The 21,477-nt window shown below is 46.0% G+C and carries 18 protein-coding genes; 4 read left to right on the top strand and 14 right to left on the bottom strand.

The features are described 5' to 3' along the window. Positions 1 to 164 precede the first annotated feature (164 nt). Both G7Y46_RS01175 and G7Y46_RS01170 read left to right on the top strand, forming a co-directional pair. On the top strand, positions 165 to 1,556 hold the full coding sequence (locus G7Y46_RS01175) for a glutathionylspermidine synthase family protein (RefSeq protein ID WP_165251821.1): 1,392 nt from the start codon (positions 165 to 167) through the stop codon (positions 1,554 to 1,556). Beyond that, the gene (locus G7Y46_RS01170; protein ID WP_165251819.1) at positions 1,544 to 2,305 is read left to right on the top strand and encodes a DUF1461 domain-containing protein; all 762 of its coding nucleotides are present in this window, start codon (positions 1,544 to 1,546) and stop codon (positions 2,303 to 2,305) included. The genes G7Y46_RS01175 and G7Y46_RS01170 overlap by 13 nt, the downstream gene beginning before the upstream one ends. On the opposite strand, the gene G7Y46_RS01165 is transcribed toward G7Y46_RS01170, so the two are convergent. Genes G7Y46_RS01165 through mfd form a run of 3 tightly spaced genes read right to left on the bottom strand, consistent with a single transcriptional unit; the run spans position 2,277 to position 7,824 of the window. Next, positions 2,277 to 2,690, bottom strand: coding sequence for a PaaI family thioesterase (locus G7Y46_RS01165; RefSeq protein ID WP_165251817.1), 414 nt, complete (start codon positions 2,688 to 2,690; stop codon positions 2,277 to 2,279). The genes G7Y46_RS01170 and G7Y46_RS01165 overlap by 29 nt on opposite strands. Positions 2,691 to 2,697: 7 nt before the next feature. Next, positions 2,698 to 4,308 (bottom strand): glutamate--tRNA ligase, encoded by a 1,611-nt coding sequence (gene gltX / locus G7Y46_RS01160; protein WP_165251815.1) that lies wholly within the window; start codon positions 4,306 to 4,308, stop codon positions 2,698 to 2,700. An 18-nt stretch (positions 4,309 to 4,326) separates the two neighbouring features. After that, complete coding sequence (gene mfd / locus G7Y46_RS01155; protein ID WP_165251813.1) at positions 4,327 to 7,824, bottom strand: transcription-repair coupling factor; 3,498 nt, start codon at positions 7,822 to 7,824, stop codon at positions 4,327 to 4,329. Between the two features lie 176 nt (positions 7,825 to 8,000). Here mfd and nth point away from each other — a divergent pair, with 176 nt between their 5' ends. Next, positions 8,001 to 8,669 carry an endonuclease III gene (gene nth / locus G7Y46_RS01150; RefSeq protein ID WP_165251811.1) on the top strand — a complete coding sequence of 223 codons (669 nt, stop codon included), beginning with the start codon at positions 8,001 to 8,003 and terminating at the stop codon, positions 8,667 to 8,669. 68 nt (positions 8,670 to 8,737) lie between these two features. On the opposite strand, the gene G7Y46_RS01145 is transcribed toward nth, so the two are convergent. From G7Y46_RS01145 to G7Y46_RS01125, 5 genes are all read right to left on the bottom strand, one after another. Then, positions 8,738 to 9,343 (bottom strand): hydrogenase maturation protease, encoded by a 606-nt coding sequence (locus G7Y46_RS01145; RefSeq protein WP_206214152.1) that lies wholly within the window; start codon positions 9,341 to 9,343, stop codon positions 8,738 to 8,740. Continuing rightward, positions 9,344 to 9,766 (bottom strand): viscotoxin-A3, encoded by a 423-nt coding sequence (locus tag G7Y46_RS01140; protein WP_165060372.1) that lies wholly within the window; start codon positions 9,764 to 9,766, stop codon positions 9,344 to 9,346. 106 nt (positions 9,767 to 9,872) lie between these two features. Then, complete coding sequence (locus G7Y46_RS01135; RefSeq protein ID WP_165060375.1) at positions 9,873 to 10,625, bottom strand: cytochrome b/b6 domain-containing protein; 753 nt, start codon at positions 10,623 to 10,625, stop codon at positions 9,873 to 9,875. Continuing rightward, positions 10,626 to 12,299, bottom strand: coding sequence for a nickel-dependent hydrogenase large subunit (locus tag G7Y46_RS01130; protein ID WP_165060378.1), 1,674 nt, complete (start codon positions 12,297 to 12,299; stop codon positions 10,626 to 10,628). It lies immediately after the preceding gene. After that, a complete protein-coding gene (locus G7Y46_RS01125; RefSeq protein WP_165251809.1) occupies positions 12,296 to 13,618 on the bottom strand; it encodes a hydrogenase small subunit in 1,323 nt (440 codons plus the stop codon). The genes G7Y46_RS01130 and G7Y46_RS01125 overlap by 4 nt, the downstream gene beginning before the upstream one ends. 275 nt (positions 13,619 to 13,893) lie before the next feature. On the opposite strand from G7Y46_RS01125, the gene pheA reads away from it, so the two are divergent. Further along, on the top strand, positions 13,894 to 14,745 hold the full coding sequence (pheA, locus tag G7Y46_RS01120; protein ID WP_165251807.1) for a prephenate dehydratase: 852 nt from the start codon (positions 13,894 to 13,896) through the stop codon (positions 14,743 to 14,745). A 44-nt stretch (positions 14,746 to 14,789) separates the two neighbouring features. Here pheA and G7Y46_RS01115 read toward each other — a convergent pair whose 3' ends face one another. From G7Y46_RS01115 to G7Y46_RS01090, 6 genes are all read right to left on the bottom strand, one after another. Further along, positions 14,790 to 16,268 (bottom strand): ribonucleotide reductase subunit alpha, encoded by a 1,479-nt coding sequence (locus G7Y46_RS01115; RefSeq protein ID WP_165060387.1) that lies wholly within the window; start codon positions 16,266 to 16,268, stop codon positions 14,790 to 14,792. 94 nt (positions 16,269 to 16,362) lie between these two features. Further along, positions 16,363 to 17,304 (bottom strand): 16S rRNA (adenine(1518)-N(6)/adenine(1519)-N(6))-dimethyltransferase RsmA, encoded by a 942-nt coding sequence (gene rsmA / locus G7Y46_RS01110; protein WP_165251805.1) that lies wholly within the window; start codon positions 17,302 to 17,304, stop codon positions 16,363 to 16,365. Continuing rightward, on the bottom strand, positions 17,294 to 17,917 hold the full coding sequence (locus G7Y46_RS01105) for a flavodoxin family protein (RefSeq protein ID WP_165251803.1): 624 nt from the start codon (positions 17,915 to 17,917) through the stop codon (positions 17,294 to 17,296). The genes rsmA and G7Y46_RS01105 overlap by 11 nt, the downstream gene beginning before the upstream one ends. Then, the gene (locus tag G7Y46_RS01100; protein ID WP_165251801.1) at positions 17,899 to 18,897 is read right to left on the bottom strand and encodes a TatD family hydrolase; all 999 of its coding nucleotides are present in this window, start codon (positions 18,895 to 18,897) and stop codon (positions 17,899 to 17,901) included. The genes G7Y46_RS01105 and G7Y46_RS01100 overlap by 19 nt, the downstream gene beginning before the upstream one ends. A gap of 3 nt (positions 18,898 to 18,900) precedes the next feature. Then, positions 18,901 to 20,481 (bottom strand): methionine--tRNA ligase, encoded by a 1,581-nt coding sequence (gene metG / locus G7Y46_RS01095; RefSeq protein WP_165251799.1) that lies wholly within the window; start codon positions 20,479 to 20,481, stop codon positions 18,901 to 18,903. A gap of 18 nt (positions 20,482 to 20,499) precedes the next feature. Further along, entirely contained in the window at positions 20,500 to 21,474 is a 975-nt protein-coding gene (locus G7Y46_RS01090; RefSeq protein WP_165251797.1) for a histone-lysine N-methyltransferase, read from the bottom strand. Positions 21,475 to 21,477 lie beyond the last annotated feature (3 nt).

Raw genomic sequence — 21,477 nt, 5'->3', positions numbered from 1 at the left:
ATCCATATTGCAACATTCTACAGGATGGATATATCTTACAAAAGCTAGGGTTGCTATTTGTTAACAGTTATTATCTCCTAGCTGTTACTTTGCCGAAAACACGCAAACCGCGCACGAGTGTTAGACTGCTTAAAGCAAGTTCAAATAATGTTTTCGGAGGCACCATGGCACAAGACGCTGAATATACACATGAATATTTTGAAATAATTGCCGACCTAGATGGTGATATAGACAGCAGACGCGCGGCTTTTGGCTATATGGAATCGTCTACAGCCATTGTGCACCATCAAGTAGTTGCTAGTTCTTTCGTTCCCCGTCTTTTCGGAAAACGCGCTTTTGATGCTATGAAAAATGCCGCAGAGACAGCACACGGCATTCTTTGCAAAGTAATGCAACACTACATAGACGATCCGGATTACAGACGCATATTTAACTTCGATGAGCGGCTAGAAGAATTAATCTTGCTGCCACGCGGCTATAATTCGCTTTTGCCATTTGCACGTGTGGATACTTTTTTGAACGAGGATGATTACACGCTAAAATTCTGCGAATTTAATGGAGATGGCTCGGCGGGCATGAACGAAAATCGCGAAATAACTAACTCCATAAAAAACTCGCAATCGTTTAAGGTGTTTTCACAGGCGCACAAAGCTCAGGGATGCGATTTATTTAAACCATGGGTAGAACGCTTTTTGGAAATATACGACACCTACGAAAACAAAGTTGCTAATCCGCAAATTGCCATATGTGACTACTTAGAAAACGGTGTTGTAGATGAATTTCAAGTGTATGCCGATTTATTTAAACAGGCTGGTACAAATTGTTTTATAGCCGACGTGCGAGATCTTAATTTCGATGGAAATGTTCTAAAAGATGCACAAGGCAATAGAATTGATGCTATATGGCGACGCTGTGTTACAAATGACGTAATAGAACATTGGGATGAATCGCAGGCATTAATCGATGCTGTGCGAGCACAAAAAGTTGCTCTTATAGGGAGTTTTGCTGGGCATATCGTGCACGACAAGCAGATATTTCATGTGTTATTCGACACAAAGACACAAGAATTCCTAAGTGCAGACGAAATATCATTTATTGAACAAACTGTACCAACGACAACTTTCCTCGATGAAGCAAATGTCAATTTGGCACAAATTAAAGAAAATAAAGATCTATGGATAATAAAGCCAACCGACCATTACGGAGCCGATAACGTATATGCAGGCTCTGAGGTTAGTCAAGAAAAATGGGAAGAGCTTATAGAATTATTTGCAAATAGCCGCAGCGGATACCCTTTCATTGTCCAGAGATATTGCAAGCCATTCCGCACAGAAACTCTTCCTCCAGATTTCGATATACTTAACAGCGCAGATGGATCTATAGATTACAGTCCGGCAATCTATAACAACATGAATGGTCTTTATTTATTCGATGGACATTTTCAAGGAGTTTTTAGCAGGCTAGGACCACACGAAACAATAAGCAAGCAAAATGATGGCATAACAGCAGCGACCATCTGGGTAGACGCAGATGTAGAAGACGGGTGGAATCTATAGTGAAGGCAGCCACGCAAGAAAAGATAATTTGCATAATAACTTCTATTGCGCTTGCAGTAACATATTTTATTGCCGGGTTTGCAGTATGCGTAGGAGTGCCCTATGTAACACAATTTTTGTCAGAACAAAATTCAGTATATGAAAGCACACCATTTACAGAGCAGCAAATTAACAAACTTGCTATGGCTACCCGCGACTACACTGTAGGATCGCATAATCTTGATGCCTTAATGTCAGAGATATCAAAAGCAAATGCAGAAGCCAGCACACAGTATGCACAAGCATCACAAGAAGAATTATTAACGGATGTGCCGGATGAATACACGTTAAACGAAAGCGCAATAGCACATTTAGACGATGTAAACGAACTTGTAAGCACATTGTACTTCCCAATGTTTGGAGTAGTTGCTATAGCGACTTTTTGCTTTATGGCAATGTTTAAAATGTTTGGTACAAAACCGGTAGGCAAAGCGCTTTTTTATTCCGGCGTTGCAGTATTAATTGCGTTTGCTGTAATTGGTATTTGCGCACTTGTCGGATTTAGCGGCTTTTTTGCCGGCATACATGCTTTATTCTTTCAACCGGGAACTTGGGTATTCCCGGTTGATTCTTTGTTAATTAGCATGTATCCGCAAAGCTTTTGGATAGGAATGGGCTTATGTTGGCTTATCGTGTCATGCGTACTAGCTGCGCTATCTATAGTATTTGGAAGAATTATCCTCAAGAGACAGACGGATAGTAGCAAGTAGTTACAATCTTGGCGATTTTTTCACCTAAATCGTCTTTGACATCTGTTGTATAAAAGCCCACTTTTCTACCGGACTTGTCTACATCACATGTAGCAATTAAACGTTTGCCCTTACTAGATTTCATAAACTCTATATTAGAGGAAAGCGAAACGGATGCATCCCTACCACACATACTTGCAACCGCAAATGCATAATCTGCCAATGTAAAGATTGCGCCACCCATAACACTACCACCAGCATTAAGATGCTCTGGTGTTATTTCCATTTCGCAAACCCCATGGCCCATCCAACCTTCCACAATTTCGCAGCCACAGCGCTCGGATGCAAATCTGTCGTTTCGAAAAAAATCAACTAATTCATCTAATGTAGGATGCTCTGGAAACATATTTCCCCTATCCAAATACTTTCGCGCAAACACCGTCAATACGCGCTAGAACATCATTCATATCAAGTAGCTTTATAGACTCGAACAACGGCGGTGAAACCATATTGCCAGCTACCGCTACACGCAAAGGTTGCAACAACTGCTTTGGCTTTATGCCTGCTGCGTCTCCTAGACTTCTGCAAGCCTGCATAGCGTCGTCTTCATTCCAGTCTCCGCTAAGCCCTTCCAATACACCACGACATATTGAAAGTGCCTCATCTGCCCTAGCGCCCTCTTTCAACAATACTTTATCAACCGATTTTTGGTCGAGACATACATTAGCTTTCCAGAACATGTATGCCAGTTTTGCAGGTATCTCATCAAAACGCACCAGACGTTCAGCTACAAGTGGATACAAGTTCTCATAGAAATCTGCATTGTCGGACACATCTCTAAGAGCTTGCTGCCATATTTGCGCATCCACATCGCAGCCGGGAACACGCGTTACCTTCAATGCGCTAAGCTGCTCTTCCTTAGTTGGAGTTGGCGCTATAGTAATGCCGGCAGCCACATTGCTGCCGTCTATTTTTGCTTGCGCAAGCCAAGGTGCGGCTGCCAAGACCCAAGAAGATGCATCCATTTCACGAATGTATACACCGTTCATCCAATCAAGCTTTTTTTCATCAAAAATACTATGCTTCTTATTGATGCGTTCTAAGCTGAAAGAAGAACATAGCGTATCTCTAGGAATGACGGTAGTTTCGCCATCAAGTGACCAGCCTAGAAGCGCAAGATAATTAACCATAGCATCAGGTAAATATCCCCTGTCGCGATACTCTTCTACATTCGTAGCTCCGTGACGCTTTGAAAGCTTTTTGCCATCCTCGCCCAATATCATTGGAAGGTGTGCAAATACTGGAATTTCTTTACCTAATGCCTCATAGATTAAGATCTGTTTTGGAGTGTTTGGAAGATGGTCATCACCGCGAATAACATGGCTAATTTCCATGTTTGTATCGTCACAAACTACAGCAAAATTGTATGTAAAAGTTCCATCAGTGCGTTGAATTATCATATCGTCTATAACATCAGACGGAAAGCTCATATGTCCATAAACAGCGTCATCAAATTCGATAGGACCACGATCTTTGGGCACGGCAAGCCGCCATACATGAGGCTCGCCCGCGTCTATACGTGCTTGGGCATCTTCTAGGCTTAAATGCCTACACGTACCATCGTATCCAGCATAGCCGCCTTCTTCCGCTTCAGCTTTCGCGCGCTTTGCATCTAATTCTTCTTTGGTGCAAAAGCACGGATATACCGCCTTTGCTTCTTTCAATTTCTCAAGCGCTGCCAAATATGTTTCGCTACGCTGCGTTTGAAAATACGGACCACACTTCCCGCCTACCTCTGGACCTTCATCCCAATCTAGTCCTAGCCAACGCATAGCGCGCAGAATAATTTGCGTGTTTTCTTCGGTAGAACGCGTTGGATCGGTGTCTTCTATGCGCAGCACAAAAGAGCCACCTGATTTACGCGCAAACGCCCAATTATAGATAGCAGTACGCGCACCGCCTATATGCAGCATTCCTGTTGGACTAGGCGCGAAACGAACGCGTACACTAGATTTCTGAGTCATTTTTTCCACCTTCTGTTTTTATTTTTCCCTATCCGCTTCGTCATTATATAGTTCGTCCAAAAATATTGACACAGCGCCGATTAAAGCCTCGCCATCTTCAGCTGTAAAATTTCTGGCAGGAATTGTTAATTTGCGCTTGTCTTTAAGATATCTAGCGCCACGGCGACGCATCTTAGTTAGCTTTGATGCGCCTATATTTATGGGCTCCACTGTAAGTTTTCCGCCCGCCAGCGAAACTGTTTTCACGCCGTGCTCGGCGGCGATAGCCTTACATCTTGCTTTTGCAAACAAATTACGTGCAGCAGCAGGCATATCGGCATGCACCCGCAATATTTCTTCTTGATACGAATTAACCATCTCTTGAGTAGACGCACTTGCCAATTTTCTATACCAAAGCACGCGTTCGTCTGTGTCGGGTATGTATTCCTCGGGAAGATAGGAATGACCGGGCACATTCACAGTTATGTCAGATAAAGCAGCAGGCAAACTGTCAGCTATTGCACCATCTCCTTCTCTGGTTGCAGCTACAGCTTGATTTAGCATCTGCGCAAACAAATCGAAACCGACCGCACTCATATTTCCCGATTGCTCAGCACCCAGCATACTGCCCGCACCGCGAATCTCTAAATCGCGCATAGCTATGCGCATACCGCTTCCCAACTCTTGATGTTCATCTAGGGCTATAAGACGCGCTTCTGCTTCCTCTGTAAGCGGTATTTCTTCCGGGAACATAAAGTAGGAATACGCTTGCACATTGCTTCGCCCTACACGACCTTTCAATTGATACATTTGCGCTAGACCAAGGCGTTGCGAATCTTCAATTATCAAAGTATTGGTATGCGGATTATCTATTCCGCTTTCTATGATTGTGGTGGCTACCAACACATCTATTTTGCCAGCTGAAAATTCTTCCATTACGCGCTCTAGCTGCTCTTTCGACATTTGCCCATGCGCAACACCCACACGAGCCTCGGGCGCTGCCTGACTTACGCGCTGAACCGCATCTTCAATAGTTCGCACACGATTACTGACGTAATACAGCTGTCCACCGCGAGAAAGCTCGAAGCGTATAGCATCAGAAACAATATCTGGATCCCATTCACCTACATGAACTTTAACGGGCATGCGCTCGTTTGGAGGTGTCAGAATTAGACTCATATCTCGCACGCCAGATACAGCCATCTGCATTGTGCGCGGAATAGGCGTTGCTGACAAAGTGAGCACATCTATGGTTTCACGCAGATTCTTTAGTTGTTCTTTGTGCCCAACTCCAAAACGCTGTTCCTCGTCAATTATGACCAACCCTAAATCTTTGGGATTAACATCGCGCGAAAGCAGCCTATGAGTACCTATTAAAATTTGGCACGTTCCGCTTGAAAACTCTTCTAGAATTTTCTTTTGTTCAATATCGGTTTTGAATCGCGATAAAACGGCTACATTTACACCAAAAGGCTGCAAGCGCTCGTTGAAACTGGTGTAGTGTTGTTGCGCCAGAATAGTAGTTGGGCACAAAAGCATTACCTGTTTGCCAGACTCAACACAGATAAACGCCGCACGCAGCGCTACTTCCGTTTTGCCAAACCCTACATCGCCGCATATCAGACGATCCATAGGACGCAAGGAAGCCATATCGGCTTTCACATCGGCTATGGCAGCGCACTGATCAGGTGTTTCATCGTAGGGAAAACTTTCTTCCATCTCGCGAATTGCAGGACTTTCGCATACGAATTGATAACCCTTTGTAGCCGCGCGTCTGGAATATACATCCACCAAGTCGAACGCCAGTTTCTTTGTAGCTTTGCGTGCCTTACTTACAGCGCGCGACCAATCAGAAGTATTCAGGCGCGTCAAACGTGGGCTAGAGCCCTCAGCTCCCACATATTTTGTAACGCGATCTAGCTGCTCGACCGGTAAGAATAATTTATCGCCCTCGGCGTATTCCAATTCCATATAATCGCGTTCGGTACCATCTATTTCACGGCGCACTATAGCTTTGAAAAGAGCTACTCCAAAAACAGCATGCACGACATAATCGCCCGGCGCATATGGGAAAGTTATCTTGGTAATGTCTACATTTCGACGTTTGCGCGAAGCACTTTGAGCGCCCTGTGTGTCAGCTATCGACACTAAAGCTAACTTAGCTTTTGGTATTACCATACCAAGCGGTATATCGGTATCCACCACATTAACTATACCGCGACGCAACTTCTGTGGCGCTGCATCTGCAGCATCAGAGGTAGCATCTTGATTGCTTAAATCGCAAATAGCTAACCCACGATCTACAAAAGCCAATTTCATATCTTCGCGAACGCGATAATTTGTAGCGCTGAACACGCATGTATAGTCAGCCTGTGTCCACGAAAGCAGCTTGCCAAACAGTTTATCGGGCGTACCAGCTACATCGGTGCGTTTTACAGGCAATTCATCATCAGGTGCTGCACCTACTCGCATTATAGATACATACACCGCATGCTGACCCGGTCCAAAATCTAGCGCACTAGGTTCAACATATAACCCAGACACCGCAAAGCCTGATCCTTTCGCTCTACCCTGCGCGTCTGAAAACGCATTCGCCGCATCATCCATAACCGATCTAGGCTCCATTAGACACACAAGCGCATTATCGTTTACATAATCGCCTAACGTAGTGGTCGTGTCGTACAAATAAGGAAGCAATATATCGGCACCATCAAAGCGAAGCCCGCCTTCCAGTTTTTCTAGGACTTCACGAAGTGCCTTATTTGTAAGTGCTGGCTTATCAAGCGCACGTTTTGCCCTTGCAAGCGCCTTAGGAGTAGTTGGAAACTCCGATGCTGGATATATCTCTACAGAACTTAAAGATGCTATGGTTTGCCCAGTAGAAGGCACTATGCGGCGTATTTCGTCTACTTCATCGCCAAAGAAATCAACACGCACTGGAAACACTGAATTTGCTGGAAAAATATCAACCGTGCCGCCGCGTCTCGCAAATGTAGCAGGTCCATCAAGTTCACCCGTATTAGAATATCCGCGCGCCTCTAACGCAGCTACAAAAGTGTCTAAATCGTCCATTTCCGGCACTTTCATATCAACCAACTCTTTGCCGGATTCAAGATATATAGGGCTATCGGCTTGCGCACAAGCTGGTGGCATTGCGCGCACTAGCGAACGCGCACTTGCCACAACCACCACATGCTTTCCCGCGCGAAGTGCATGCGCCGCCTGCATTCGCAAAGCTATTACACGCATGTCGGGTTGTTTTGGCTGAAACGGATAATCGCGCCTTTCGGGAAATCGCAAAACTTTTTCCTCGCCTATATACGCCGCCACATTTCGAGCAAAAGCAATAGAGGCCTCTTCGCCACTAACTACTACTAATGTACATTGCGGACGCTGCGCAAATCGCGCAGCAACAAGAAACGGTCTTGCAGAGGACGCTACAGCCAAGGTTGCATCGCTGCCAGAATCTAGCGCTCCCCAAAATTTATCTAAACAGTGCGACTTATCTAAAATATTTGCAAGAGCGTCTATAATCAAAGTTCAACCTCTCCAACCCGAAAATGCCGCGAAAACGCGGCTAAACAGTGCCACCAATTGTATCGTAGATATATCTTTTAGCTTCGCATCTTTCAGATGACTATCTGATATCCTTATTTTTACAACAAGTCTTGAATAGATTTCATCAAGACTGAGCGCATTGCGAAGGTGAAATAATGCCACGCGAAAAAATGTCTAAAAAACGCGAACGTGCTATAGAAATAGAGCAGAGAATGTGCGAACACTACCCCGCCGCTGAATGCGCCTTAAATTATGATGGCGACCCGTTTAGGCTAACCATTGCAGTAATGCTTTCGGCACAGACAACCGATGTAGGCGTGAATAAAGTTACGCCTGCGCTATGGCAGCGTTATCCCACAATAGCCGATCTTGCGCAAGCCAACCCATCCGATGTGATGGAAATTATTTCGACCATTGGGCTATATCGCACAAAAGCACCGCGTGCTATAAAAATTGCGCAAATGATAATTTCTGATTACGCAGGAGATGTACCCCGCGATATGAACGAACTGCAAAAGCTGCCCGGTGTAGGGCGAAAAACTGCCAATATTGTACTGAACGAAGGCTTTGGCATTGTGGAAGGTATTGCGGTAGACACTCATGTAAACCGAATAGCGCACAGGCTGAAACTTGTTCCTAAAGACGATGACCCGCTAAAAACAGAACAGGCACTATTGAAGCTGTACCCTCGCGATATGTGGAAGCCGATTAATCACCAATGGGTACTATTCGGTCGCGAAATCTGCACCGCCAAACGCCCGAAGTGCTGCGAGTGTTTCCTAGTTGACCTCTGCCCTAGCTGCACATGCAATACCGTATCTTAAAACGAAATATAGCGTAAAGCGAAGTGAAAACTGCGCAGCTTCTGAATGAAGTATTGTGCTAAACTTCGCTATTCATCATTAAACTTTTGAATACAGTGATGCCAGCCGGGTCTGATTAGCTCGCCTGTTTCTATATAGCGCACTTCTACGCCCCTGTGCACCAAATTAGCCAAAACCGTATCAACCAACAATGGCAGGTTATCAAAGACGGCAGGAGTAAGACCTTCCGTGACAAATTCGGGGCTTCTATTCTCCACCTGCATTCCAAAACAGCGCCCCTCAGCTGTATAGCCCATCAATTGTGCGGCATCAAACAAATCAACCAATTTCAAATCGTGCAGAGAAGCCATAGCTCCAGTATGTCGTGCCATATCCTCGGGCTCAAATTCAAAAATGGTTCCTGCAGGCTGTCCTGTTCCGTCCACCGCATCAACAGTGATAATATAATCGCAACTTTCCACATAACCAACCATAGAAAGGCTCATACATCCCACGTCTAAAAGTTCTACATTTTTGGGAAATTCATAAGAAGCAAGTTCGTCAAAAACGGCGGGTCCTATCCCATCATCTAGCATCAGCCTATTTCCTACACAAAAAACTGCTATGCGTTCTTCGCTTAGCACACCAGAAACCTCTTCTTCAGAGGATAAGGCATTTTCATTTTGTTGATCCATTTACACTTCAGTTCTTATAGTTAGGTTATAAACACTAGCTAACGCTATTGCCACTACAGCGCCAATAGCACATCCTATAGCCCAATAGCGCTGTTGTCTTAAATACGTTTCCCTACTTTTGCCCTGCTCTTCAGCTCTGTGCGCCGCTATTGGCTGGCTAATTATGGAAAAGACAACCGTTATAACCAAAATAGCTAACACTGCACTAACAGATGCCACAATAGATAATGGCGTTGGGTCAAGATAAGTAGCAAAAAGCAAATTGTCTACAAAAAGCCATGCCGGATAGTACAGAATAGTCACCCAAAACCCATGCGCTGGTCCCCATATAGGAGCTAACAAAAGCGCCCCGATATTCAGTCTAGGCAGCCCTTTTAAAAACTTTTCTTCCTTAGCAATTTGCTCTTCGGTAAGTTCTGCCAATGCACATCTCCTTATCTTGAGCCGTTCACAATTGTAATATAGCACGTTATATGAAAACGGCGACCCTAGAGCGGGTCGCCGCATTATACATACGTTTTTCTGCTTTTTAGGATGCAGTACGTGTCACATGATGAGAATCATCAATTGGACCGCGCTTAGCCTTAGGTGTGTCGCTATGCGGGTTCAAATCTTCACCAACAATGTTGTGTAGATCGGGGTCGTACACCAAGCCACCATGCTCTTTATGGAAGAACATTAGCTTGGTCGGAGCCGTGCTCTCAACATTTGCCAAGTAAATATGTATGAACATGAAGATGATGAACACAAACATGCCATAGTAATGAATGATACGCATGCTCATAGCGCCGCCGACCAATGTGGTGGTAGCAGCCATTGCAGGAAGATTCATCGTTACGCCCCACAGGCAAAGACCTGTCCAGAACATAAGCACGATAAGTATGGGAATTAGCAGATAAGAAAGCTTCTGCGGAACGCCCAGCTTAGCTCCTAGCGGATGATCTTTGCGCAGGAACAGATAATACTTAACCCACTCAAGTGCCTGATGACGATTGTCTTTTTGTGGCAGCCAAGACTTATAGTCGGTGTCTTGTTTGCGGGTGCCACCCGTAGGTGATGTTTTCACAATGAATGCCGCAATTACACGGAACACGCAATTAAGGAACAGCACGAAGCCGCAGAATACATGCACGCCACGGCAAATTCCCATAATGGCAGCAATAAACGGATAATGAATGATAAAGCCTGTAAGAATAAGCAGAATCATGCATACAAGATTGATCCAGTGAGTAACCACGAAGACCATAGGGTGTGCTTCACGGTAATGTGCTAAATGCGCCATTTACTTCACCCCCCAAGGACTTGTTACAGTCTTGAATGTTTTGCCCGTCTTCGGCTCGGTGATATGCACAGCACAAGCGGTGCATGGGTCGAAGCTATGAACGGTACGCAGGGCGTTAATCGGCATATCAATGTCTTCCACTGGGTTGCCAATAAGTGCCTGCTCCATCGGACCATGTACGCCCTCAGCGTTCGCCGGTGCCAAATTCCAAGTAGACGGAATAATAATCTGATAGCCATCTACGTTGCGGTTAGTAACCTTCTCTGAGTGATAGAGAGCACCACGCGGAGCTTCCCAGAAACCCGTACCCTCACCTGTAGTGGTAACAGGCTCGCGGAAGTACTCAGAATCGCCACCCTTAATGGCTTCCATAAGTTCTAACGTCCACTCTTTCATAAGACCCGCAATGTAGAGAGTCTCAATTTGGCGAGTAGCGGTACGACCAAGTGTAGACTGCAGAGCGGTTAGTTGACCGGGCTTTGCACCAAGCGCCACTAACATCTTGTCTACATTTTCTACGATGAAAGGTACACCGCGCTTGTAAGCAGCCAATATACGAGCGAAACCGCCAGCTTCCATCGGCTTGCCGTCGTATGCCGGGCACTTCACCCAAGTGTAGCGATCTTCAACGTTGTACTCAGAGAATTCAGGCTCTGTCACGAAATAGGGTGACTCGTGGGTAGAATCGCCCACGTACCAAGAGTGACCCATATATTCAGTGATAAGCGATTCTTCCACATTGGAAATATTAAGCTTCTCATCTAACACGCCCATGGGCAGATAGCGGTTAACCATTTGTTCGGTATAGTCGCCACCATAGGGCCATTCCGGACCCTCAAAAACACCCCAAGCAATATAGCGACCGCAGCCCTTGCCAAATTTCAGAACCTCAGGATAGAACGGTGCTAAAGCCAGAGTATCTTGAATCATGGTTGTAGATACCCAGTTATAAATCTCGTTTGCCATTGCCCACAGATCGTCAAGCTTCGCCTCGGTGGGAACAAACGCAGTACCGCCGGGTACGATAGTCATAACATGAGGCATCTTGCCACCGATTAGAGCTGCTATCTCGCTGGCGCGAGCCTGCATCTTCAGCGCCTCAAGATAGTGAGAAGTGCAGATCAGGTCAACCTCGGGAGGAAGCTTGTAGCCCTCGCCATTGTCGCAGTCAAACCAGTTGCCAGAGAAAATTGACAACTGACCATTAGCAGCAAAGCGCTCTAGCTTTTCTTTCAGCAGCTTGAAGTCGGTGTTTATCGACGTGCCAACCTCTTGCGCAAGATCGTATGTAGAAGCCACATCAGCCTTCAGAGCATTCAGAGGATTTACATAGTCTAAAGCGCAAAGGTTATAGAACCACAGAATGTGAGAATGCAGGAACTGCGCACCCTCAATAAGATTGCGGATGATACGCGCATTGTTAGAAATGGTAATTCCGTAGGCTTTCTCAGCCGCAATAGACGATGCATGCGAGTGCGAAACCGGGCAAACGCCGCAGATGCGCTGTACGATTTGAGCCGCATCCTCAGGGGTGCGATTCTGTACAACAAGCTCCATACCGCGGAAGCAGCCACCCGATACCCAAGCATCAGATACAACGCCGTCGTTAACTTCCATCTCGACGCGCAGATGGCCCTCAATACGGGTTATGGGATCAATGATCGAACGCGTCATTTCGCCTCACCTCCCGCTGTATTTTCTATATCAGCAGCCATAGCTTCTGCCGAAGGCGCTGCATGATGCGTATTCTCTTGAGTCAGTTCAGAACTGATAACAGGACCGCCTTCATTCGGATCGGCATATGTGCCAATTGATTGCTCTGGATGCGCCTTATCCCATTTACGGATAGCCTCAAACGGTGCGCCACCGTCCATACGTCCAGTCTTCTTCATGCCGAAACCATGGCACACAAGCGCAAGCGCCACGATACCGGTAAGAATCCATGCAGCAGGCTCGGGTTGGAATTTGAAATCGCCAACACGCAAGTCGCGGAAACGCTGATAGAACGGAGTATTTACCTGTACCCAGTTGTCGCCCGGATCGTTCGGATTAGCCTCGCAGCATCCAATACAAGGAGCGCCAGCCTGAACACACCAAGAACGACGATTGTTCCACAGTGTTACAGGGCATTGAGACTTTGTTTGCGGACCGCGACATCCTAGAGGATACAAGCAATAACCAAGTGCTTCTTCCTTACTGCCGAACTTGTAAACAAATTCGCCATTTTCAAAATGACCGCGGCGGGGGCAATTGTCATGAATGGTCTGATCGAATAGATCAGCTGGCTCGTTGAAACTGTTCAGCTTAACCAGTGACGGATCTTCCAGCATCACAACATCCACCAGAACCTGCATTATCCACTCGGGATTAACGGGACAACCGGGGACATTAATAACTGGAGTATTGATGCCTTCCTTCTTTAAGAATTGCTGCACGCCCATAGCTTTCGATGGGTTGGGATAAGCAGCACACCAACCGCCGTTTACTGCACATGAGCCAACAGCCATGACCGCATTCGCGGATGCCGCAGCGTGTATAAGCGCCTCGTTGCCAGTCTCTCCTGCTACGCGCAGCGCATTGCCATTCCATCCCTCTAAAACCGCGCCTTCGTACACTAATACGTAGTTGCCAGCTTCAATAGTCTGCGCTTTTGCTTCCTCCATGGAATACCCGGCAGCCGCGGATAGAGTCTCAGAATAGTTCAGTGATATTACATCAAGAACTATCGACGCCACATCGGGTGTCTCGATCTGAGCAAACGATTCCGTACATCCCGTACACGATGCGCCTTCAATCCAAATAACCGGATATAAGTCACCAGACGTGGCTCCAATCACAGACTTTTCTAGCGCTTCGGCAACACGCGGAATAGCCAGCTGCGACAAACCTGCCGCGGCAGCAACGCCAGCGCAAAGCTTCATAAAGCTGCGGCGGCTAACCCCACGTGACTCCAGCACGCCAAATGCGTCCGTAGTCGTGGCCTGATCTACCATGTGTAACACCTCCCTTGGGTGCCCTCGTCTTTTTACAACTGTTACCATTTTGCTTATTTTCGCTTTAACCTGCACGCGGCAGCCACCAATTAGGTTGAAATCGCGGTGTAAATGCCCGAAAATGTTACAGATGTATTAATGTGTAACATTGATTATTCCCGCCATGATAAACAGCCAAACAGATCACTTTATAAACGCGCCGCGCTTTTGCGCTAAACTATTTAGCCGTCTATTTTGAGCATACAATGCTGGTCTTATTGTTTGAAGGAGATGGCATGTCAGAGTTGAATGAGACAATAGCATTTCTAGGTCCTCGCGGCACATATACACACGAGGCGGCTGATGTTTTTGCAGCATCTTTAGGAATAGATAACCCTGAACTTATAGAGTGCACCTCATTTGACGATGTCTTCAATTGCGTAGATCGCGGACGTGCAGGCTTTGGTGTTGTAGGCAAAGAAAACTCACTAGAAGGTCCTGTAACCGCTACGCTTGACAATTTCGCATTTCGCTCATCTGCGGTCATTTTGGCTGAAACGGTAATTGACATACATCACTGTCTGGTTACTGCAAAAGATGCTTCTATAGATAATATACGCACGGTGGCTTCACACCCACAGGGTCTTGCGCAATGCAGGCGCTATTTGAACGAGCATCTTCCAAGCCGCGAAACTATGATTATGCCTTCTACTGCCGAAAGCGCGCGCTTAGCAGCAACCGATGCAACCATAGCAGGAATCGCAAACGAGTATGCCGCCAAGCTGCACGGATGCGTTGTTGCTGCAAGGGACATAGAAGATCATCTGGGCAACCAAACTGCATTTGCCTTAATAGGTCGCCCGGGTTCCGCAGCGCAACTTGTCGGCAAAACATACAAAACCACATTGGCTCTTTTCTTGCGCGAAGACAAAGCTGGTGCCCTGAATATGATACTGTCCGAATTTGCCTATGCTGGCATTAATATAACCATGCTTCAATCACGACCACTTAAACAGCAGTTTGGCGACTACATGTTTTTCATGGAATTTTCCGGCAAAGACATCGACCTAGATGTACAAACAGCGCTTTCTTGCTTACGACTGAAATTGCGCGAAGTTAAGGTATTGGGGTCATACCCTGTAATTTAACCAGCCCGTTCGCTTCGCTAATTAGCAAAGCGAACAAGCGGCGTTTAATCTAGTATGTCATCAATATGCCCGAGGTCGCGACGAAAGTCGCGAATTACTTCGTCTTCTAACTCTGCGTACTCGCTAGACTCAAGCGGCTGATACGCTGCTATCTTGTCGAAAATGTTCTCGCGCGTAACCGGCTGATACCTTCGCAGCATAAGCCCTGCCTTGTAAGCATCTTCAACAGCTTCCCTAGCCGCCGCATAAATATCAATACGCGACATATTTGAGGACAACCTGACAAGATCGGCGCGATTAATACCTCTAATCGACGGGTGCTTCTCGGCGATATAATCCCATATCTGAATGCGCTCTTCAGCTGTAGGTAAATCTATATCCACAAGAGACATGGGTTCTAAAAGCTCCATGAAGAAGCTATCTATACCATCGATATCGGTGCAGGTAGCTATAACGTATACATCTGGACTTTCAACGGCAAAACGAATCAGGTTAACCGCTTCGCGCGCCCCACGTGTTAGCTGCATCATAAAAAAGGCATTTCCATCGTCGCCCTCGTCAGTTACCGGAGATGCCCAAAAATCTAGGTCTTCTAGTACCAGCACGCCACCCTTCTGAAAAATATCATGAAGAGAGCCGTTATTCGGAATATCTACAGCACGAGCGCTTACGCATAGAAGCGGTAAGCCTTGATAGCTCTCTTCCATGCGCATATGAACAGTAGGCATATTCAATTCGCCTAGTGTAGCCATCATAAAGCTGTTTACATCTTCGCGAGCAGGCGATCTAAATAGAATAGTATCTAGCGCAGGTTTCTTAGGCAAACCATGCAAGCTATTAAGCATGTCTAGCAGACTTTTGAAGTCTGGGTCGTTGCGCATACCTATGCCCAAATCGCGCATGGCACCTATAGCATTAATATAACCAGCAATATTGGAATAATCTAGCGTCTCTTCATTAGAACTAGCTGGCTTATTTTTTGCAATATTTGCCGCACCAGCCAATATGATTTTTGTTTTTGATTTCTTATCCGAAGTATCGGAAACTGCAGAAAGCGCAGTTGAATTTCGAGGAATACGATCCTCTGCAATGCGCTCAATATGGATGATAGGCTCTTCCCCATCTAATAAATCTTCAGTTATGGCGTGCGCCATGTCTTCCAAATCTTCGCGAGAAAGCCCAAATTCTTCCAGCTTATCTAACGCCAAACCATGCAAGGCTTCAGCGCAAATGGTAATTTCTTCAGCTGAAAGATAAGGCTCTAAACGCTCGAAAATATATTCGGCTAAAGAACGTTCTTTGTGAGTGCAAGCCAATGCCCATGCTTCTTTCAAACCGGTCAAAGCATCTTCGCTAGGAGCGCCTTCTCCGCAGGCCGCCTCTTCAAATGCTGCCATATAAAGATACATACCCAATACCGCATCGCCTGCATCACACGCAGCCTTAGCGCGGTCTAAATAATCTTTTGTAAAGCTTTGCGAATCATCTTCGCGCCTTGGTATGCTCGATTCGTTATCAGTCACGTTAATCACCCTTTTGCTGCATACATGTTATACGCGTTGTTTTTCTTGAACATTCTAACTCATAGGGGAAAAGTATGTACCGAACAAATGTTTATTACACACCTTGTTCAGATACATTAAGCGCAATTATTTTGCCCAAAGCTAGAAATTCATCTTGCGCAAGTGTCTCACCGCGACGGCGCGGGTCAATATGTGCAGCTTCTAGAATTTCTGGTACCTTTTGCGCTATCGCACTTGCTCCATTAGCGCGAAAATACGCCGTAGTGGAATTTGCTATGGTCTTTCGGCGCGCAAAAAATGCTGCATCAGCCATATCAGCCGCAGCAGCTATAACATTTGCAGAAAACGGCTTGCCGCTTTCGTCTTTCGGCGAGAATCTGTCTAATCGTATAACGGTGCTTTCAACACGAGGTGCAGGCAAAAAATTACCAGCAGAAACCGAAAAGCTTCCATTAGGTTTCGCAAATAGCGACAATTTCACTGTGTAAGCGCCATATTCCTTCGTGGCAGGACGCGCTTGCATTCGATTTGCCACCTCCCGCTGAACCATTACAGTAGCGCTCTTTATAAAAGAAAACTCTTCAAAAAAGCGAAGCACCACTGTAGCTGCCACAGCATACGGAAGATTAGCCACCAGCTTAGACGGCAATTTGCAATCAGTATCAAAAGTTGACAAGTGTGCAACGGCATCAGATATTGCATCTGCTTTAACATTTAGTGCATCGCACATAATTAAATGGAAGTTTTTCGCATCATTCATGGTGTAGCCAAGAACATCTAGTAAATCGGCATCGCGTTCAACAGATATAACCGAATGTGCATTAGCCGCTAAAGCGCATGTTAGCGTACCTATACCGGGACCAATTTCTATTATGTCGTCACTCTGGCAAACTTCAGCCAAGTGTAAAATTTTTCGCACTATAGCATCATTAATAAGAAAATTTTGCCCAAATTGTTTCTTTGGCGAAAGCGCAAAACGCCTTAGCACATCCGTCGTTGCTGACGGAGATGCCAACGAAGACACTTTAGATTTCATATTCTTGTGCATCTTCTAAAACATTGCCTTGCTCATCAATTTTGCCACGCCAATCAAGCACTTCACACAACTTAAAACCAGCCACAGAAAACGCTGAACGAATGCACCCAATAAGCGGTTCTACACCATGCGGATCTCCGCCTTCTCCAACAACGTGCAATGTTAGTGGACGTTTTGCAGTTTGCCTGCGAACCCCCGACCAATAATACGGTTGCAGTCTGTCTAATAATGCTTTTAGTTGTGCTGGCGCACTTGCAAAATAAACAGGAGATACAACTATAAGTTCATCAGCTGCATCTAAATGTTTACGCACTTCTGGCATATCGTCAGCTATTACGCAAACATGACGCTGGGAGTCGCTTTTGCGTATGCGCTCTTGCGGCTCTAGCGGATCTCCTTTTTCAGGAAACGCAGGAACCGAAGCGGAATCTTTTGAAAGCGTCTGCTTGCAACCATCGCAGCCCATACACCCAGATACATCGATACTGGAAACCGATACCAAAGACACACCGTCTTCGGGGCATTCATCTATACAAGCATCAAATATCTCTTGAGCCAAATGTGCGCATCGCCCGTCAGAACGTGGAGAGCCAACTATAATTGTGCGGTGCATATACTGCCCCTTTGCCATTCGGTAGGTTCTCTATCAAGCAAATCCGTAGAGTTCTCAAAAATTCTTTCCAGTAATTCGCGGCGCTGCACATCGGTAGAATTGGGAATTACCTCTTCCATAACACGCTCGGCAGTCCAAATTGTATGAGCCGGCTCACATTCTATACCGCGAAATGGTTCAGGTGTCATAAATGGCGCATCAGTTTCTAAAAGCAGCTTATCGCTTGGGACCAATTTTGCAGCCTGACGTATTTGATCAAGTTTTTTAAATGTGAAAGCACCACCAAATGCCACATAGCAGCCCGCTTCTACCCAACGAACAATTTCTTGCGCATCGGATGTATAGCAATGCAGCAGCGTACCTGCACTAGCCCATCCAATTTCTTGCATGATGGAATAAGCATCGTCAAAAGCTTCACGCACGTGCAATATTACTGGCAGGTGCGCCTCATTTGCTATTTGAACTTGCTCTGCAAACACGCTGCGCTGCACATCGCGCGGAGAATAGTCGTAGTGATAATCGAGCCCTATTTCTCCCACAGCACTTACGCGCTTATCGCATAACTTAGTCAAGATATTAGCGCGCGCAGCACTGCACCAGTCTTTTGCAACATGCGGATGCACGCCTACAGATATACGAACACGAGGAACACTGTGCCAACCCTGACCGCATATGCGGGTAGACATTTGCCTGATATATAGCTGGGCTTGCTGTATCCAACCATCAAGGTCGCTAAAGGTTATTTCGCCCTCACTTCCAAGCGGGTCTACCATCGCCTCTACAAACTGAACATTGTGCACACCGGCTCTAGCCAACGCAAGAGCGGGGTTTCGAAGCATATCTAAATGCGCATGCGTATCTGCTACGGGCGCAAAAAGATACGGTGCATCAACCACCTTCCACTCACGCCCGTGCTTTTTCGGTTTCTTGCGAAAATATTCGTCTATGAACTCCGGCTCTTCATTAGAGATGTCGTCCATAAACTATTCCTCTACTTCGCCAATCTTATCAGCATCTAAGCGCGGAAATAGAGGATCCCCTACTTGAACTTGAGAGCCAGCCTTAAGTCCACCCCACTTTGATGCCGTTTCTATATCTGTTATACCCGCAATATCTCCAGCGCCAATACGCTGCCACACATCAGAAGATGTGTTTGGCATAAATGGCTGCATAAACAAAGCTATTATTCGAATAGCCTCTAGCGTGTTGTATATAACAGATGCTAGCTGATCGGCTTTATTGGGGTCTTTCGCCAAGCTCCATGGAGCACTTTCCTCTACGTATTCGTTTGCCCTATGCGCAAGTTTTTGAACCGCCTGCGTCGCAGCTGTAAAATCTACATCTGAAATAGCAGCATCGTATTTTGCGTATAAAGTATCTGCTATTTCGCGCAATGGATTATCTAGGGAATCTGCACAGGGCGCAGGAACAACGGAATCAAAATATTTCTTTGTCATGTTTGCCACGCGCGATACCAAATTTCCCCAAGTGTTGGCAAGATCGGCATTGTATACCTGCACCATACGCTCTATAGATATGGAACCGTCAGCACCAAACTGCACATCGCTCATAAAGTAATATCTGTAGGCATCTACCCCAAATATCTCTACAAGTTCTGCCGGACGCAAAGCATTGCCCTTGCTTTTCGACATTTTCTCGCCCTTGGTCAGAAGAAAACCATGACCAAACACGGTATGAGCCACAGGTAAGCCCGCCGCCATAAGCATCGCGGGCCATATAACACAATGAAAACGTGTTATATCCTTTCCAACGAAGTGATACTGAAAAGGCCATCTACTATCAAATTCGCCAGCGCGCGCGTCATCTGCGTAACCTATACCTGTCATATATGCGATAAGCGCGTCTGCCCACACGTATGCAACATGCCCATCATCAAACGGAAGAGGAACGCCCCAGTCGAAAGTAGAGCGAGATATAGATAAATCCTTCAAGCCGCCAGCAACAAATGAAACCACTTCATTTCGACGTGTTTCAGGACGGATGAATTCTGGACGCTTCTCATACAAATCAAGCAACGGCTGCTGAAACTCACTAAGCTTGAAAAACCAATTCTCTTCTCCGCCGGCACGCTGCACAGGACGCTTACAATCTGGGCAAACGAATTCGCCTTCATCGTTTTTCTCTAAATCGCTTTCGGCGTAATACGTTTCTTCGTGTACACAATACCATCCGTCATACGAACCCTTATAAAGATATCCACCGTCGTAGAGCTTCTGCCAAAACTGTTGCACGCTTTTCGCTTGGCGCGGCTCGGTGGTTCGCACAAAATCGGTATATGTTATATCTAGCATATCCCATGCATCGCGAAATGCTGGCTCCATAGAATCGCACCACTCAAGCGGTGTCATTCCGTGATCGGCAGCGGTATCGGCTACTTTTTGCCCGTGTTCGTCCATTCCGGTGACAAACGCAACATCGTAGCCATTCATACGCTGATAACGAGAAACCACATCGGCGGCTATAGTTGTATAAGCGGTGCCAAGATGTGGCGCTGCATTTACATAATAGATAGGCGTGGTTACAGAATATGTACCCTTAGACATGTGTAACTCCTTGAAGACCTAAGCACTGACATATACATATATAGTACGGATAGTATCGGCAAGATTGCCTGTAGCATTAGCCATATTGTAATCATATGAAAGCGAAGCCTGCCATGTATATTCTGCGCCCCCCGCACTACCAGTGCCAGAAAATTCGCAGTATTCGCGCGTAAGCGTTGTGCCGTCGCTAGCATATGTTGAATATGCCATTTTATCCTCGGGAAGCACGGCGCTTTGGTTGGCAACCGTAAGCCCCGCTTCCTCTATAGTCTTTTCTATTATTCGTTCATTTTGTACAGCATCAGCAAAGCTAAGTGTGCCGTACCCAATAGAAGCCGTAGCCACTGAATAGCCTGCTTTTATTACGTTGCCCGCCTCGTCCAAATCGAGGTAAACACTAGGAGTACCAGAACGAGTATCGGCAGGCTCGTCAGACAAGGCAATGCTAACTTGCATTTTGACGGGATTACCTTCCTCATTAACCTCGGTCATTCCGCTAACTTGAGCACCGTGCTGCAGCTCTGCAACTACCTGATCAAGATTCATACCCAAAAGCGAAACTAAATCTGGAACAGTAGTGCGCTTCGACGTAGATGTAGATGCATCTTTAGCTTCATCGCCATCTTCTAAAGAGTTGACATCAGATATAGAGGTAAGAGCCTGTTGAGATGCGGCGTTACGTGCGGTATCGACTAGCATGTATGTTAAAACGCAGCCGGCTACAATCAAAATAACCAATGCAATTATTATTACAAGTAATATTTTGCGCATTCTTCGCGAACGCTTTATATATTCAGGAGGCTCAGGTTCACCTTTTGAATGCTTGCCGCGTTTTGGACCTTTCTTTTCAGCTGGAGATTCCGCCTCTTGCTGGCTTTCTTCTGTATTAAGGGCAGCAGAAGTACCGCCCTGTACGACTTCTTCAAATTCGTCTAGAGTCTCTACTTCTACATCTTCTTGTTCTGTAAAATATTTTTCTTCTTGCTCAGCCACAAT

This window comes from Adlercreutzia sp. ZJ304 (assembly GCF_011039075.1).
Lineage (GTDB): Bacteria > Actinomycetota > Coriobacteriia > Coriobacteriales > Eggerthellaceae > Adlercreutzia_A.
Note: the sequence above shows the minus strand (reverse complement) of the source record. Positions and strands in the feature narration are given on the sequence as shown.